Origin of the sequence: Mycobacterium marseillense, assembly GCF_010731675.1 — a bacterium.
GTDB classification, from domain to species: Bacteria; Actinomycetota; Actinomycetes; order Mycobacteriales; family Mycobacteriaceae; genus Mycobacterium; species Mycobacterium marseillense.
On record NZ_AP022584.1, the window covers coordinates 92368 to 107601 of the forward strand.

13 protein-coding genes are annotated in these 15234 nt (G+C 63.7%); 8 read left to right on the forward strand and 5 right to left on the reverse strand.

Features of this window, described 5'->3' with window-relative positions:
- The first annotated feature begins 93 nt into the window (after positions 1-93).
- From G6N26_RS00365 to G6N26_RS00395, 7 genes are all read left to right on the forward strand, one after another.
- Positions 94-921 carry a helix-turn-helix transcriptional regulator gene (locus G6N26_RS00365; protein ID WP_083016269.1) on the forward strand — a complete coding sequence of 276 codons (828 nt, stop codon included), beginning with the start codon at positions 94-96 and terminating at the stop codon, positions 919-921.
- Positions 922-1212: 291 nt separating this feature from the next.
- Positions 1213-1875, forward strand: coding sequence for a class I SAM-dependent methyltransferase (locus G6N26_RS00370; RefSeq protein WP_083016272.1), 663 nt, complete (start codon positions 1213-1215; stop codon positions 1873-1875).
- A 284-nt stretch (positions 1876-2159) separates the two neighbouring features.
- Positions 2160-2801 (forward strand): alpha/beta fold hydrolase, encoded by a 642-nt coding sequence (locus tag G6N26_RS00375; protein WP_232067515.1) that lies wholly within the window; start codon positions 2160-2162, stop codon positions 2799-2801.
- Positions 2802-2875: 74 nt separating this feature from the next.
- A complete protein-coding gene (locus G6N26_RS00380; RefSeq protein WP_163648693.1) occupies positions 2876-4294 on the forward strand; it encodes an FAD-dependent oxidoreductase in 1419 nt (472 codons plus the stop codon).
- 39 nt (positions 4295-4333) lie between these two features.
- Complete coding sequence (locus G6N26_RS00385) at positions 4334-4840, forward strand: cupin domain-containing protein (RefSeq protein ID WP_083016285.1); 507 nt, start codon at positions 4334-4336, stop codon at positions 4838-4840.
- Positions 4827-6392 (forward strand): GMC family oxidoreductase, encoded by a 1566-nt coding sequence (locus tag G6N26_RS00390; RefSeq protein ID WP_067171621.1) that lies wholly within the window; start codon positions 4827-4829, stop codon positions 6390-6392. The genes G6N26_RS00385 and G6N26_RS00390 overlap by 14 nt, the downstream gene beginning before the upstream one ends.
- 547 nt (positions 6393-6939) lie before the next feature.
- Entirely contained in the window at positions 6940-8310 is a 1371-nt protein-coding gene (locus G6N26_RS00395) for a hypothetical protein (protein WP_083016289.1), read from the forward strand.
- A 137-nt stretch (positions 8311-8447) separates the two neighbouring features.
- On the opposite strand, the gene G6N26_RS00400 is transcribed toward G6N26_RS00395, so the two are convergent.
- From G6N26_RS00400 to G6N26_RS00420, 5 genes are all read right to left on the reverse strand, one after another.
- The gene (locus G6N26_RS00400) at positions 8448-9611 is read right to left on the reverse strand and encodes an NDMA-dependent alcohol dehydrogenase (protein ID WP_067171624.1); all 1164 of its coding nucleotides are present in this window, start codon (positions 9609-9611) and stop codon (positions 8448-8450) included.
- Between the two features lie 29 nt (positions 9612-9640).
- Positions 9641-11113, reverse strand: a complete 1473-nt coding sequence (locus G6N26_RS00405; protein ID WP_083016292.1) for an aldehyde dehydrogenase family protein — start codon at positions 11111-11113, stop codon at positions 9641-9643.
- Positions 11107-11901, reverse strand: a complete 795-nt coding sequence (locus G6N26_RS00410; protein WP_067171632.1) for an SDR family oxidoreductase — start codon at positions 11899-11901, stop codon at positions 11107-11109. Before G6N26_RS00410 ends, G6N26_RS00405 begins: the two co-directional genes overlap by 7 nt.
- A 2-nt stretch (positions 11902-11903) precedes the next feature.
- Positions 11904-13184, reverse strand: coding sequence for an amidohydrolase family protein (locus tag G6N26_RS00415; protein ID WP_067171633.1), 1281 nt, complete (start codon positions 13182-13184; stop codon positions 11904-11906).
- A gap of 118 nt (positions 13185-13302) precedes the next feature.
- A complete protein-coding gene (locus G6N26_RS00420; RefSeq protein WP_067171634.1) occupies positions 13303-13935 on the reverse strand; it encodes a TetR/AcrR family transcriptional regulator in 633 nt (210 codons plus the stop codon).
- Positions 13936-14056: 121 nt separating this feature from the next.
- On the opposite strand from G6N26_RS00420, the gene G6N26_RS00425 reads away from it, so the two are divergent.
- Complete coding sequence (locus G6N26_RS00425; protein WP_083016296.1) at positions 14057-15199, forward strand: ABC transporter substrate-binding protein; 1143 nt, start codon at positions 14057-14059, stop codon at positions 15197-15199.
- The last annotated feature ends 35 nt before the right edge of the window (positions 15200-15234 follow it).

Here is a 15234-nt window from a genome sequence, read left to right on the forward strand (position 1 = left end):
CCGGGGCAGGCGCCGGCGCTGGTGAAGGGAGGCGCAGCAGTGTTGCTTTGCCTGGTACTGGGGGGCCCGTCGTGGCGGCGCTATTGTTTTCTCATGCCTGATCGTGAACCGCTGGCGGCGTTTCTTCGGGCCCGTCGAGAACGGTTGAAGCCTGCTGATGTCGGCCTTGCCGACAGCGGGCGTCGCCGGGTGGCGGGTTTGCGTCGTGAGGAAGTGGCGATGCTTGCGGGCATAAGCGCCGACTACTATCTGCGGCTTGAGCAAGGCCGAACGACTCAGCCCTCTGATCAGGTACTCGCGGCTTTGGCCGGCGCGCTACAACTCGATGATGACGCGGCCGAGTACATGCGCAACTTGGCTCGGCCTGCTTTACCACGCCGTTCCGGTTCGGCCGCGCCGGTTGAGAAAGTTGATCTCGGCCTGCGGACATTGATTGACAATTGGCAATTGATTCCCGCATATGTTCAGGACCGGCACATGAACGTTTTAGCGGCCAACTCGATGGCTCAAGCGCTGTTGCCTTATTTCGCACCGGGATTCAACCAGCTGCGGACGGCGTTTTTGGACTCGGACTTTCCCGCTTGGGTGCGCAACTGGGACGAGGTAACCGAGATGCTCGTGTCATGGCTTCGGTTCAACTTCGCCGAAGACCGCTCAAACGACCCCGAACTGGTATCGCTCATCAACGAGCTCAGCGACGCTAGCCCACGGTTTCGCAGCTTGTGGGCGCGCCAAGAGGTCAAGCAAAAGACGAGCGGGCCAGCTCCGTTCTACCACCCCAGAGTTGGGCCGCTCACGCTGTGTTACCGAGTATTCATGCTGCCCGACATGAGGCAGACGATGATTGCCTACTACGCCGAACCTGGCACGCGTTCGGAGGAAAGCTTGCGTCTGCTCTCCAGTCTCGTGCATTCGGGGTAGCCGGTCACCCGGCTCCGTGCGTTGTCATCCGCACCGCTAATGGGGATGCGGCCCTTTGGGTTGTGGGTCGAGCGCAGCCATAGGAGTGGTTGCGTCACTCACTGAAGTTTGGTTCACAGAACGGTGGACGTATGGCGTTGTCTCAGCGCGGCTTCAGTGGCTTCGTGGGGAACCTGTGATTGCCAATACCAGGAAAAGACGGCTCTGGCTACCGGTCGCGTGCCGCGTCAGCATCGGGTGGTGAGGATTCGTCGCCTGGCCAGCGGGCAGCGGTGCGCATAGGAGGATTCGATGGCAGAACTGATGGATTGGGACGACGCCTACCACGAGAACGGGATCTTCAGTGGCCTGCCGCCATGGGGCATCGGTCGACCGCAACCACAGATCGCCGACCTCATCAGTCAAGGGATGTTTCGCAGCGATGTGCTCGACGCCGGCTGCGGCTACGGTGACACTTCGCTTGTTTTGGCGGCGTTGGGCTACACCGTCGTCGGAATCGACCGAAGTGTGATTGCGATAGACGCGGCAGTCGAGGAGCGCCGCCGCCGACGGCTGCCCAACGCAACGTTCGTGTCGTCCGACATCACGTCCCTTACTGGTTACGAAGATCGGTTCGCGACCGTCGTCGACAGCGCGCTGTTTCATGCACTTCCGGTAACGAAGCGCGACGACTACTTGAATTCGATACGCCGGGCGTCCGCGCCTGGCGCCTCGCTGTACATCCTGACATTCACCCAGGCGGCGTTCCCCGAAGATCCCGGATATCCGATTCCCAACGTAGTCACGAGAAACGAACTGGGCGACGCAGTAGGCAGGCATTGGACCATCGATGAGATCCGGCCGGCGTTCATTCACGCCTATGCGCCACAAACCCGTTCAAGCCCCAGGTTCGATTTGGACGCCGACGGATACGAAAAGCTGCCGGCGTTGCTACTCACCGCCCACCGGCCTTGACGAAACAAAGCGGTGGCGACCTCTAAACCCCATGATCGCAATGATCATCAGCGTAGGTCTCGGCCGAAACCATCACCCGCAACAACAAATTCGCGTCTCGGACGACGGGCGCCGCTGATGCCCGAGCAGCCCCCTCCGCGCCGGCGGCAGCGACTTGGAAATCAGCCAGCCGGATAGGGATAACTACTTCGCAGCTGCACGACTCTCTAGGAGATAACGTGAGACCTGTCCCGACATACGTGCTCATCCCGGGCGGCTGGCATGCAGCCTGGTGTTGGTGGCCAGTGGCCAAGCGGCTTCGCGCTGCAGGCCATCGCTCGATCGCATTGACTCTGCCGGGTCTCAACGACGGTGAGGATCCGTCGGGTTATCGGCTCACCGACGCGGTGGACTACGTCGTCAGCCAAGTACGCGGGCTCGAACTTGACGTCATCCTGGTTGCGCACAGTTGGGGCGGCTATCCCGCCACGGGCGCGGCTGCACTCCTCGCGGAACAAGTCAGCAAGGTCATTTACTTCAACGCGCTAGTGCCGGTGTGCGGCAAGTCGCTGGTTGACGATCACCCACCCGCCGGCCGCGACTTACTGCTGCATTTGATCAACGATTCGCCTGATGGCGCGATTGCACCGACTCTGGCCTACGTTGAAGAGCTGTTCATGCAGGACACCGCGCCGATACTGCAGCGGATGGTGGCCGATCTCCTGACACCGCAGCCCGGCGGTTACTTCCTAGACGCTTTGCATGTCGATCCCGCAGCTCTGACTGTGCCTACCGCCTACATCGCCAGCGAAGACGATTGCGCACCCCAATGGTCGGCGGCGGAATTTGCGTCCCGACTCGGCGTCGAACCCGTCTACGTTCCAGGAACCCATCTGAGCATGCTGACCCACCCAGACGAAGTGGCCGAAGCAATCATGGCCGCCTGAATGCTTGCGGCTCAGGGACTGACAGTGAGTCGACCACCAGCCGTTCGAAAATCGCGAGAGCCTAGGAGGGGCCGATGACACACGCGGATCGGAACACCGCCGTCGTCTTGGGGGCAAGTATGGGCGGCCTGCTGGCCGCACGAGTCCTGGCCGACTTCTACCAGCGGGTCACCGTGGTGGAACGTGACGTCCTGCCCGACGTTCCGGTAAACCGGCGTGGCGTGCCGCAGGGACGACATCCGCACGCGCTGTTGGGCAGGGCCGTGGAAATAATCGGCAACCTGTTTCCCGGCATATTCGATCAGCTGACAGCCGATGGCGCCATTAGGTGGGACGACGGCGACATGTCGAGATTCTGGTCGAAGTTCGCGGGCCATCTAATGGTGCGCTCGTCAATTCCCGACCCCGCATCGTTGACGGACTATCACCTGAGCCGACCGCTTCTCGAGCACGCGGTACGCCGTGCAGTGCGCAAAATACCGAACATCGAGTTTCTTGAAGAGCACGACTTCGTGGGCTTAACAGCCGACACCGATCGTGCCCGTATCACCGGCGCGCGCGTCCAAAAGCGTGGTGGCACAGACGAAACCGTGATCGCCGCGGATCTCGTTGTCGACGCGACCGGGCGGGGGTCCCGCGCACCGGTATTCCTGGAAGAACTCGGATACCGCCGGCCCCGGGAAGACGAGATCGAGGTACGAATCGCATACGCCACTGTGCCCGTGCGTATTCCGCGCGGAACGCTGCACGAACTCGTGGTGACCAACTATCCCATTTCGTCCCGCCCGACGATGTTTGCCATGTTCGCCTGCGAGAACGATATGTATCTGGTGCTCGGCGGCGGCGTCGGCGGCCAAGATCCGCCGGCTGACGTGACCGAATTGCTCGACCTCGCCGCCACACTTGCTCCTTCCCACATCACCGCAGCCCTGCAGTCGGCTGAGATCCTTGGCGACCTCGCGCAGTATCGAATTCCGTCCAACCGGTGGCGACGCTATGACAAGCTGGCCCGACTGCCAGCGGGGTTACTCGTGTTCGCGGACGCAATCTGTTCGTTCAACCCCATTTACGGTCAAGGCATGACCGTCGCCGCCCTCGAAGCCGAGGTGCTACGTGACTGTCTGCGCCGAGGAGACCGTAACCTGCCGGGACGGTTCTACGGCAAGTCGTCCAAAAAGATTCGCGTGGCTTGGCGCACGGCGGTCGGCTCAGATCTGATGCTCCCGCAGGTCCCCGGCAGACGGCCGCTGTCCGTTCGCGTCATGAACTCCTACATGGACCGGGTTCTCACCGCAGCCGAGACGGATTCGCTTGTAGCGCAGCAATTCTTCCGGGTGGTGCAGATGCTGGACGGCCCCTCAGCGCTGATCCGCCCGCACATAGTTGGCTGCATCGCCAAGGCAAGCATGACGCGGAAGCGCTGTCTTCAGCCGGTCGACCGGATCGGGCAACCACGCCAGTGCGGCACGCTCGGCACCGCCTGGCCCAAATAGCAAGTAATAGAACCAAATAGCAGTAATAGAAAGGAAGACATGGGAGCGTTGGAGGTTTTTGGACCCATCGTCGAGTTCCTGACGCCGGAAGACGACGAGCAGGTATGCGTCATGCGCGCGGTCATCCCCGCCGGGGCGACGGTGCCGCTGCACAGCCACGACGATTTTGAGCATTTCTACATCCTGGCCGGCGCGCACCAAATCCTGGTCCAAGGCGACCGCGGCCCGCAATGGCACGACGCCTGCGCCGGGGATTATGTCCGGTTGCCGGGCGACGTTCCACACGCCATTCGAAACGCCTTGGAAGAACCCGCCGTCGTCCTGATAGTAACCACGCCACGCATGGGCACGTTCTTCCGCGAAGTCGGGCGGCCCGCGGGTTCCCCGCCACCGACTGCCCACGAGGTCGGTCGCTTCCTCGAGATAGCGGAACGTTACGGGTACCTGCTGGCAACACCGGAACAAAACGCAGCGGTCGGCATCACGCTGCCCGCCTCATCGCGTGACGAGCCCCCCGAGCTGGAGAACACGCATGCTGCTATCTGAGATTGCGCCACACTACGACTTTGTGGTGTGCGGGTCAGGCTCATCGGGATCAGTGGTGGCAGGGCGACTCGCCGAAGACCCGGATGTCACCGTGCTCTTGCTGGAGGCCGGCGGTACCGACGACGTCCCGGCCGTCCAAAATCCCTTGCAATGGCCGCACAACCTAGGTAGCGAGCGCGACTGGGGGTTCGTCTCGGAGCCGAATGCTCACCTCAACGGGAGATCGATCTCGCACTCCATGGGCAAAGTGCTCGGTGGGGGGTCCAGCATCAACGTGATGGCATGGGCACGCGGGCACCGCAGCGACTGGGACTACTTTGCCGCCGAGGCGGGCGACGAATCCTGGGGGTATGAGTCGGTGCTTGAAATCTATCGTCGGATCGAAGACTGGCACGGGCCCGCCGACCCCGACCGCGGTGTCGGCGGCCCGCTCTTCAACGCACCCGCGCGCGAACCCAATCCGCTGGCCGCGGCGATCGTTGAGGGCGCACGCTCGGTGGGAATCCCTAGCTACCCAAGCAACAACAGCGCCATGATGGTGGCCGAGGGCGGTGCCTCTCTCATTGATCTCCGACTACGCAATGAGATGCGGCAGTCGACGTTTCGCGGCTACGTCTATCCGCTTCTACAACGGTCGAACCTTTCAGTTCTCACCGGTGCGACGGTGACACGACTGCTCTTTAAGGACAAGCGGGTGACCGCAGTGGAGTTCTACTGCGGTGGGACGAATTACAACGTTTCCGCGATGAGCGAGGTGGTCATTTCCCTTGGTGCGATCAACACGCCAAAAGTACTTATGCAGTCAGGCATCGGCGACGCTGATGAGCTGCGCCGCTTCGCCATACCCGTTGTGTCCCACCTTCCCGGCGTGGGACGAAACTTTCAAGACCACCCGCGTATCGACTGCGTATGGGAGTACCGCGAGCCGCTCGAGCCGCACAACAACGGGGCAGAAGTGATGGTCCTTTCCAAAAGCGACCTTGTACTCGAGGCTCCCGATCTGCAGATATGCGTTGCGGAATTGCCCTTGTCCAGCGCAGAAAATATCGCCGTCTATGGACTACCGGAGCACGGTTGGACGGCGTGTGCTGGCGTGCTCCGACCAAAGAGCCGCGGGCGGGTCCGCCTAACCGGCCCGGATCCGGCCCACCCGGTGGCGATCGAGGACAACAGGTTGGCGCACGAAGAGGACTTCAAGGCCGCGCTAGCCGCCGTTAAGCTGTGCCGCGAAGTCGGTAACTCGGTTCCGGTGCAACGCTTCAACAAACGCGAGGTGATGCCCGGCGATCTGGCCAACCATGAGCTTGAGCGGTTCATCCGCGACGGGACTGAAACCTTCTGGCATCAATCCTGCACGGCGAAAATGGGTCGAGACGCCATGTCGGTGGTGGATGCAAATCTTAGAGTCTATGGGGTAGAGGGACTTCGAATCGCCGACGGCTCGATTATGCCGCGCATCACCACCGGCAACACGATGGCTCCCTGTGTAGTGATTGGAGAGCGTGCAAGCGACATTCTCAAAGCCGAGCACGGGCTAGCACGGACCGGCTGAGCACAGTCCTGGGCGCGCCCGCGGCCGCAACCCGCATGCGCTCGCCAGGGTGTCGAGCACACAATAGCAGCGAGATCGCTTGTCGATGTTACTGGCGTTGGGGGCTGAACATACTCTTGGACAACGTGTTTCATCTAACGTGGGGCAGCGCGGAGGGGCGCTTGTCAGCTTCTGCACTGAACTGCGCACTTCCTAGTTGCTCTCACGTGACGCATTGGTCTTCATGCTGACACGGCCGCGCCGATCCAGAGCTTGGCGAAGCGGCCCACATTCGACGTCTGAAGAAAGGACACGAATTTGAGAAAGATGGCAGATGACATCACTTGAGATAGTCGGAAGCGCCGCAGTTCAGAGCAACCGCGGTATGACACGGAGTTTGAGAACCTACAACTGTTAGCTGGCCGAGCTTCAGCAGCACCGAGAGTCTTCGGCCTCGGTCCCGACTACGATCGCGGACATGGGACTTCGGCAAACACACCCGCCGCACGAGGGGACCGGGCGGTCGAAACGCTCGAAGGCTTGCCGGGCGGAACGAAAGTGAGCGCACATGTCTGACGCGCCGGACCAATCTGCCGATGACCTAGTCGCGCAAGCTATCACCAACTGGCAGTCCACTCATGACGAGTGGGGGCCCAACCATGAGTTGACTCTGACTGCGCTGCTCGCTCTTGCATCCGCGCGCTGGAGCGCCGGCGACAGTCTCGGCGCGGTGCGGGACGCCGACATCGTGCTGGCGGGGCGGCGCGAAACATTGGGCGCTGAACACCCCTCCACCCTCCCGGTGGCCGGGTTGGTCGGGATTTGGCACTACGTGCGCGGCGACGCGGGGGCACTCGAGGAGCTGCGCGAGCTCGTCCCGGTGATGATCCGCGTGCTCGGCGCTGAACACCCGGACACGTTGTGGGCCGCGCACACGTTGGCTGCGGGTTTGGACGGCAGCGATGATCCCGCCGGGCGCCTGGTGCGTTGGGTGCAATTATGTGGCGCCGAAACAAGGGCATTCGGCCCTCGTCATGAGTTGACGCTGTCCGCGGCCTACGGCGTGGCGGTAGCCCGCCACGCGCTGGGTGACCCCTTCGGCGCCAGTGCCGATGCGCTAGTTGTTGTGGGCTACCGCCGACGACTCCTGGGAGAACATCATCCTGACACGTTGGCCGCACAGCTATCGCGGTTGAGTTGGATGTGTGAGGCCCAGGGGTGCAACGATCACACTCTGAAAGAGTTCGACGAGCTGATCGTGGCCCTGCAAAACGCGGTCGGCCACGACCACGAACACACCCTGGTCGCCCGCTACAACCGCGCTAGGTGGACACCGGAGACGTTCAACGAAATCGAGCGAATCTCCGAATGGGAAGTCATCGCCGAGGATCTCGCGCGTGTCTTCGGCGAGCAGCACCCGGTAAGCCTCGGCGCCGTCCAAGCGCTCGCCGCGGCCCGTGCTGAATGGGAAGACAGCCTCAACGAGATCCGCAACATTGCCTTTGATCTATACGTCGATGCCGAATCTGAGGACCGTGGCATCGATGTCATGCCCGGGCGGGATTGGATGAACCCGGGCAACCTCGACGAAGACGCCCAAGACAAGGTCGCCGAAGACGCCGACGAACAACGCTCCGAACGGGCCGATCTGATGGAGCACGCGACCGCGGTCAAAAAGGCGCTTGCGGTTACCGCGCGAACCCGCGGCAACGACGACATCGAAACCTTGCAATGGCGGTATTACCTTGCCTGGTGGTTGTGGCAAGGCCACGAATTCGACCCCGCCGGACAACGCGCCCGAAAACTCATCGACGACTGCGTGCGCCTGCTCGGTGATGACCATCCGCTCACCGGCGCGACGCGCGCACTCGAACACCACATCACCAATCGTGAATGGGCTGGGCTAAGCCCGTTTTGGGATGGCAGCGCTTCGATTTGACTGCAGTCCGCGGTCTTGCGGCCTGTCCCCAGCGGGTAGCCGTCAGGTCAACGACGCCCGCACCGCCGTCGTCAGTACCGGTGGGCGAGTTCCGTCGGGTGTCATGGTGTTGCAGCGCGCAACCTGACGTCGCGACGCTATTCGAAAGCGATGACGCCGCGGATGTTCTTGCCGGCGCGAAGGTCTTTCATGGCCTCGTTGATGTCGTCGAGCTTGTATTTCTGCGTGACCAGCTCGTCGAGCTTGATCAGGCCCGCCTCGTACATCGCCAAGAGTTTCGGCATGGCCTCGCGCGGGTTCAGCTCGCCGTAGAGCACGCCTTTGAACGTCTTGCACGAACTGACCATGTCAGTGAGGACGATCGGCACCATCAGGTCGGTGATCTTCGGCATCCCGGTCAGCACACAGGTTCCGCCCTTGCGCAACAACATCATCGCGGTGAATATCATGTCGCCGGGCACGACCCCGGGTGTGAGAACGACCCGGTCGGCCATCACGCCCCAGGTGATCTCCTTGACCAGATCCGTTGCGGCACCGGTGTCGGCAGCGGTATGGGTGGCGCCGAACGTCGGTGCGATCTCACGTTTGAACTCATTGGGGTCGACCGCCACGATGTGCTTGGCGCCGGCGACTTTCGCGCCCTGCACCGCGTTCATGCCGATTCCGCCGACACCGACTACGACGACGGTATCGCCGGGTTGCGTGCCTGCCGCCACCGATCCCGACCCGAATCCCGTCGTCACCCCGCAGGACACCAGCGAGGCGGCCTCGAGGGGGATCCAGTCGTGGACTTTGACCAGCGAGCGTTCGGAGGCCACCACGTACTCGGAGAAAGTGCCGACCTGCATCATGGCCATCAGGTCTTCGTCGCCGAGGTGGCGACGGCGGGTGCCGTCGGTGGTCATCGCCTTGCTATAGATGTCAGCGCCCACGTCGCACAGGTAGGTGTAGCCGCTGGCACACCATCGGCAGTTGCCACAGGCGGGCAGGAACGAGACCGCCACGTGGTCACCGGGCTTCAGCGTCGTCACCCCGGGCCCGACCGCTTCGACGACGCCGGAACCCTCGTGCCCGCCGAGCATGGGAAACCATTCGGGCACCGGAAGGCCCGACGCCCGCATCATCTCCTCCATCTCCGCGGTCGGCACACTGTCGCCGGTATAGAAGTGTTCGTCGGAGTGACAGATCCCCGCATAGGCCATTTTGACCAGCACTTCGCCCGCGTGCGGCGGATCGAGCTCTACTTCGGTGACTTCCCAGTCCACACCGACACCGCGCAACACCGCTGCTTTGGACTTCATCGCTTCTCTTTCGTTCGGGCGGGCTCCGGTCATGAAGCCGGCCAGCCGACAGTCTTTGTCTCGGTGAAGATCTCGAGTCCCTCGATGCCGCATTGCCGGCCGACGCCCGACTGTTTGTAGCCGCCGAAAGGCGCGTCTGCGCCATACCAGAGCCCGCCATTGATGCCGAGCGTGCCGGTTCGGATCCGACTCGCCACGGATTTGGCGCGGTCGAGGTCGTTGGCGAACACCATGCCCGACAGGCCGTAGATCGATTCGTTGGCGATCCGCACGGCGTCGTCGTCGCCGTCGAATCCGATGACCGAAAGCACCGGCCCGAAGATCTCCTCCTGCGCGATGGTCATCTTGTTGTCGACACTCGCGAACACGGTCGGCTCGACAAAATAGCCCTTCGGCAGGTGCTTGGGGATCCCGCCGCCGGTGACCAGTCGGGCGCCTTCCTGCTTGCCCTTCTCGATGTATCCCAGGACCCGGTCATGCTGCTTCTTGGACACCACGGGCCCCTGCAGCACCGAGGGATCGGTCGGGTCGCCGTATTTGTTCTTTTCCATGGCGGCCTTGACGATTTCGACCGCTTCGTCGTAACGAGAGCTCGGCACCAGAAGGCGGGTGGGCATCGCGCAGCCCTGCCCGGCGTGCATGCAGATGAACGCGCTGCCGCCGACCGCGCCGCTGATGTCACCGTCTTCGTCCAGCACCGTGTACACGGACTTGCCGCCGAGTTCGAGGAAGGTGGGTTTGACGGTCTCGGCAGCGGCGGCCATGACGCGCCTGCCGGTGGCCGTCGATCCGGTGAATGCCACCATGTCGACCAACGGCGACGTCGAAATCACCTCCCCGACAAGGTGCTCAGAGGAGGGGACGATGTTGATCACCCCGGGCGGGATGTCGGTGTGTTCGGCGATGATCCGGCCGATCCTGGTGGCGTTCCACGGCGTGTCCGGGGCGGGCTTGAGCACGCAGGTGTTGCCCATCGCCAGGATGGGGCCGATCTTGTTGAGGACGATCTCGAAGGGGAAGTTCCACGGGGTGATGACACCGACGACGCCGACCGGTTCTTTCCAGACCTCGCGGGCCGTGAGGCTGCCCATGCCGAACGCGTCCTTGTCGGGAAGCGGACGCTTCCAGGCGAATTCGCCGATCATGTCGGCGGGCCAGGTCAACGCCTCGTTGAGGGGCACGTCGAGTTGCGGCCCGTAGGTGGACAGCACGGGGCAGCCCACTTCGGCGACGAGCTCGGTGCGCAGCTCCTCACGTTCCGCCTCGAGCGCTGCCTGCAATTGCCGCAGTCCGGCGGCGCGCGCATCGCCGCTGCGTGACCACTCGGTGTTGTCGAACGCATGCCGCGCGGCGGCGATGGCGCGTTCCATGTCGGCGCGGGTCCCGTCGCTGGTGGCGCCGAGGACCTCTTCCGTCGCCGGGTTGATGTTGTTGAACTGCCGTCCGGTCTCGGACTCGACGAGCTTGCCGTCGATGAGCATTCGGGATTCGTGGTTCACCATTGCCGAAGTTCCTTCACTGCGTCGGAGGCGCGCGGGGCCAGTGTGAGAGAGGGAATGAAACTGCTATTGCCGCAACGGATGACAGAATGGACGACTTCGGTCAGGTGTTCGGCGTCGACGAGACCGCCCAGCATGTACTTGTTCTCCATCCAGTACTTGATGGCCGATTCCAGCGCGTCGGGGTCCCAGCTCTTGTTGAACTCGGTCTGCGCGTCGCCGCTGCCGCCGAGGCTGTCGCCCACGGCGAGACGGGTGAAACCGATCTCCGGGTGTTCGATGCGCCACGCCTCGACGAGCTTGTCCAGCGCGCCCTTGGTGACGGCGTAGGACCCGAGCAGCGGCCACGGCGTCGTGTAGGAGGCGCTCAGCGACGACAAGTACACGGCCGATCCTGCCGCCGCGGCCAGGTATGGCGCGGCGGCCGCTGTGACCAGCGAGGCGCCGGTGACATTGGTCGCGAACAACTGCGCCCATTGTTGTGCGGTCACCTCACGCAGTGGCGCCAGCACGCCCATGCCGGTCGTGTACACCAGGGCGTCGAGGCCGCCGAGCGCGTCGGCCGCCTCGGACATGGCCTTTTGGCAAGCGTCGGTCACGGTGACGTCGCAGGCGACGGCCACCGCACCGTTACCGGCGTCCCTGGCGGCGTCGACCAACCTGTCGTATCGGCGCGCCAGCAGCGCGACGTGCGCGCCCCGCTGGGCGAGCCCGGTGCCGATGCATCGGCCCAGACCGGCGGAGGCGCCGACGACCGCGACTCGCAGCGGTGGCTGTCCCGTGTCAGCCATTGTCAGACATCGAGTTTCGCGCTGACGGAGCCGAGGGTCGCGCCCGCGGTGCGTTCGAACCGGCCATGGTCGAAGCTGCGGATCTCGACGTCGTGGTCGCTGGCCCCGGCGCGCAGGGCGCCCACGGTGCATTGGTCGCGGGTTCGGTGTTCGAACGGGTCGAACGAATACCACCGGCAGGCATTCTCATAGGTGATCTTGTTGACCTCGTCGTCGGGCAGGCCCGCCATGACGAGCGCGAGTTCCTCGGCCGCCGTTGGCCACGACGAATCGGAGTGCGGATAGTCGCATTCCCAAGCGATGTTGTCGATGCCGACGTCGTGGCGCAGCTTGACACCGATCGGGTCGGCGATGAAGCAGGTCAGGAAGCGCTCCCGGAAGACCTCGCTGGGCAGCCGGTCACCGAAGTCCTGGCCCGTCCACAGGTGGTGCATCTCGTACGTGCGGTCGAGCCGGTCGACGAAGTACGGGATCCACCCGGTGCCGCCCTCCGAGAGGGCGAACCGGACGTCGGGGAACTCCTTGATGACTCGCGACCACAGCAGGTCGGCGGCTGCCGAGCAGACATTCATCGGCTGCAGCGTGATCATCACGTCGATGGGGGCGTTGTCGGCGGTCATCGTGATCTTGCCCGACGACCCCAGGTGGACCGAGAGCACCGTGTTGGTGTCTGACAGCGCCCGCCACATCGGATCCCAGTACTCGTCGTGGAAGCTCGGGAAGCCGAGGGTGGCGGGATTCTCGGTGAAGGTCACTGAGTGGCAACCCTTCTCGGCGTTGCGGCGGATCTCCTTGGCGCACAACTCCGGATCCCACAGCACGGGCAGTCCCATTGGCAGGAACCGTCCGGGATAAGAGCCGCACCACTCGTCGATGTGCCAATCGTTGTACGCCCGGGTGACGGCGAGAGCGAGGTCTTTGTCGGGATGCGTGGCGAACAGCCGGCCCGCGAAGCCGGGGAAGGACGGGAAGCACATCGACCCGAGCACACCGCCGGCGTCCATGTCCTTGACTCGTTCATGGATGTCGTAGCAGCCGGGGCGCATCTCGTCGAAGGCGGTGGGTTCGATGCCGTACTCCTCGCGTGGGCGGCCCGCCACGGCGTTCAGGCCGATGTTGGGAATGATCGCGCCGTTGAACGTCCAGACCTCCGAGCCATCGGGCTGCCGGATCACCCGGGGCGTCTCGTCGGCGTATTTGTTCGCGACCCTGCCCTCGAACAGGTGCGGCGGCTCCACCAGATGGTCGTCGACGCTCACCAAGATCATGTCTTCGGGCTGCATGGGTCTCCTAGTGCAGAAGCTGAGAGCGAGGCTATCAGGTCGTAGAGGAACTATATTCAGTTACGGAAATGTACGTTCTCACACCGGCGGCATTCGGCCAGGGCTTTGGTCAGGATAATTACCGGCGCAATACTTTTCGGGGCTCGACGGCGAAGGAGAGCAGCAGCCGGTCGAGGACCTTGGCGGCCCGACGGCGCGCCTTTGTGGGATTTGCGGCATGCGCTACCAGAAGCGAGGCCTCCTCGAGCGCGGCGACGAGCATGTGCGTCAGCTCCCCGACGGGTTGGTCGTCGATGATGCCCGCTGCGATCGCCTCGCGGACCACGTCGTTGATGAGGGCGATGCTGTTGCCCTCCTGAATTTCGCGCAGGGTCTGCCAGCCCAGCACCACCGGCCCGTCGACCAGTATCACCCTCTGCACGGCGGGCTCGGTGGCCGCTTCGAGAAATCCGTGCAGACCGCGGCTGAGCCGCTCCCAAGGGTCCGCTCCCGGTGGGGGAGCTGCGATGGATTGCAGCGTGAGATCGTTCTCGACGTCTTCGAAGACGGCGCGAAACAGCTCGGCCTTGTCCTTGAAGTGGTGATAGAAGGCGCCGCGCGTGCCGACGCCCGACTTCGCCACGAGGTCGCCGATGCTTGTATTGAAGAATCCCTGTTCCACGAACAATTCCCGACCGGCGTCGATCAAGTCGCGACGGGTCTGCTCGCCACGCGCACGCCGATCGTCGTCCGCTCCACCGCGCTGCGCCATGCCGACGATCGTAGCAACATTCAGCCTGAATGTTGAGTGCCACGTGGCAGCGGTGTCAGCGCACGGCACCGCGCCACGGCACGATCCCTTGTTCCAACCTCCATCCTGTATGTTGCCGGCTATGGCAGACGAGGTTCGCGCGTACGGTTCGGTCGCTCCCCTGAAAGTCGGCTTGCTCAACGACTATCCGACCTCCGGCGACACCGACAACGACACCTTCGCCGCGCTGCGGCTGGTGATGGACGAAGCCTATGACTCCGGACTGCTCGACCGGCCGATCGAACTCGTCACACGCAATGTGGTGGGCTTGCCCAACGGTACCTATCTCGCGGTCGAACGGGCCTTCGACGAGCTCGTCGCGGAGGGCTGCCTGGCGATTTTCGGGCCGTGGGTATCGGACAACGTGGTGCCACTGCGTTCCCACGTCGAGGCCACCGCACGGGTTCCGATCGTCACCCTGTCGGGGTCCGAGGGGGCACTTGGCGAGTGGTGCTTCGCGCTCAACAACGGCTCGATGCCGGAGGAGCCGGTGATGCTGGCCGCGGTGATGATCGGCGATGGTCGGTCGCGCATCGCCATCGCCTACGAGTCGTCGCTCATCGGCAAGGAGTACCTGGCCTTCGCTCAAAGAGCCTACGATGCGGCGGGCTTGAAAGTCGTTACGACCGTGGCGATTCCCCAGGTCGAGGCGGACAAGTCCAAGGCGGTCGCCGCGTTGCGCGCGTCGGACCCCGACGCGCTGGTGCACGTCGGATTCGGGCATGGGTTGTGGGGTTTCACCGATGCGCTCCTGGCCGCGGGCTGGGATCCGCCGCGGTACACGACGACGGCCTTCGAAATGGCGCACATCAATGCCGAATGGATGCGACACCTGTCCGGCTGGATCGGCCTGGACAGCTACGACGAGCGCAATACTGTCGGACAGGCCTTCCTCGACCGCTTCGAGGCGCGGTACGGTCGCCGGCCGCGACATTCGATGCCGGGCCTGTCGCACGACGCCGCCACCGTGATCGTGCGTGGGCTCGCCGCGGCGCGCCCGCTGACCGGCGAGGGTGTGAAGAACGGAATAGAGCAGGTGAAGCTCATCCCGTCGGCCAGCGGGGCACCGGGGACGTTCCTGAGGTTTGGCCGGTTCATCCGACAGGGCTGGATGGGATCCGACTATCTCGTCGCCCGGCGGGTACTGCCCGACGGCAGCGCACACGTTTTTCACGCGGCGCCCAGCGACCACATCGCCCGCGCGGTCGCGTCCACATCACGCTAACGTCATCAAGCGCGCGTCGAGCGTGGGGGATATGT

What these genes read in the sequence shown, in the direction of transcription:
- G6N26_RS00365 (WP_083016269.1), top strand. Translation starts at nt 94, where the DNA reads ATGCCTGATCGTGAACCGCTGGCGGCGTTTCTTCGGGCCCGTCGAGAA.
- G6N26_RS00370 (WP_083016272.1), top strand. Translation starts at nt 1,213, where the DNA reads ATGGCAGAACTGATGGATTGGGACGACGCCTACCACGAGAACGGGATC.
- G6N26_RS00380 (WP_163648693.1), top strand. Translation starts at nt 2,876, where the DNA reads ATGACACACGCGGATCGGAACACCGCCGTCGTCTTGGGGGCAAGTATG.
- G6N26_RS00385 (WP_083016285.1), top strand. Translation starts at nt 4,334, where the DNA reads ATGGGAGCGTTGGAGGTTTTTGGACCCATCGTCGAGTTCCTGACGCCG.
- G6N26_RS00390 (WP_067171621.1), top strand. Translation starts at nt 4,827, where the DNA reads ATGCTGCTATCTGAGATTGCGCCACACTACGACTTTGTGGTGTGCGGG.
- G6N26_RS00395 (WP_083016289.1), top strand. Translation starts at nt 6,940, where the DNA reads ATGTCTGACGCGCCGGACCAATCTGCCGATGACCTAGTCGCGCAAGCT.
- G6N26_RS00400 (WP_067171624.1), bottom strand. Translation starts at nt 9,611, where the DNA reads ATGAAGTCCAAAGCAGCGGTGTTGCGCGGTGTCGGTGTGGACTGGGAA.
- G6N26_RS00405 (WP_083016292.1), bottom strand. Translation starts at nt 11,113, where the DNA reads ATGGTGAACCACGAATCCCGAATGCTCATCGACGGCAAGCTCGTCGAG.
- G6N26_RS00410 (WP_067171632.1), bottom strand. Translation starts at nt 11,901, where the DNA reads ATGGCTGACACGGGACAGCCACCGCTGCGAGTCGCGGTCGTCGGCGCC.
- G6N26_RS00415 (WP_067171633.1), bottom strand. Translation starts at nt 13,184, where the DNA reads ATGCAGCCCGAAGACATGATCTTGGTGAGCGTCGACGACCATCTGGTG.
- G6N26_RS00420 (WP_067171634.1), bottom strand. Translation starts at nt 13,935, where the DNA reads ATGGCGCAGCGCGGTGGAGCGGACGACGATCGGCGTGCGCGTGGCGAG.
- G6N26_RS00425 (WP_083016296.1), top strand. Translation starts at nt 14,057, where the DNA reads ATGGCAGACGAGGTTCGCGCGTACGGTTCGGTCGCTCCCCTGAAAGTC.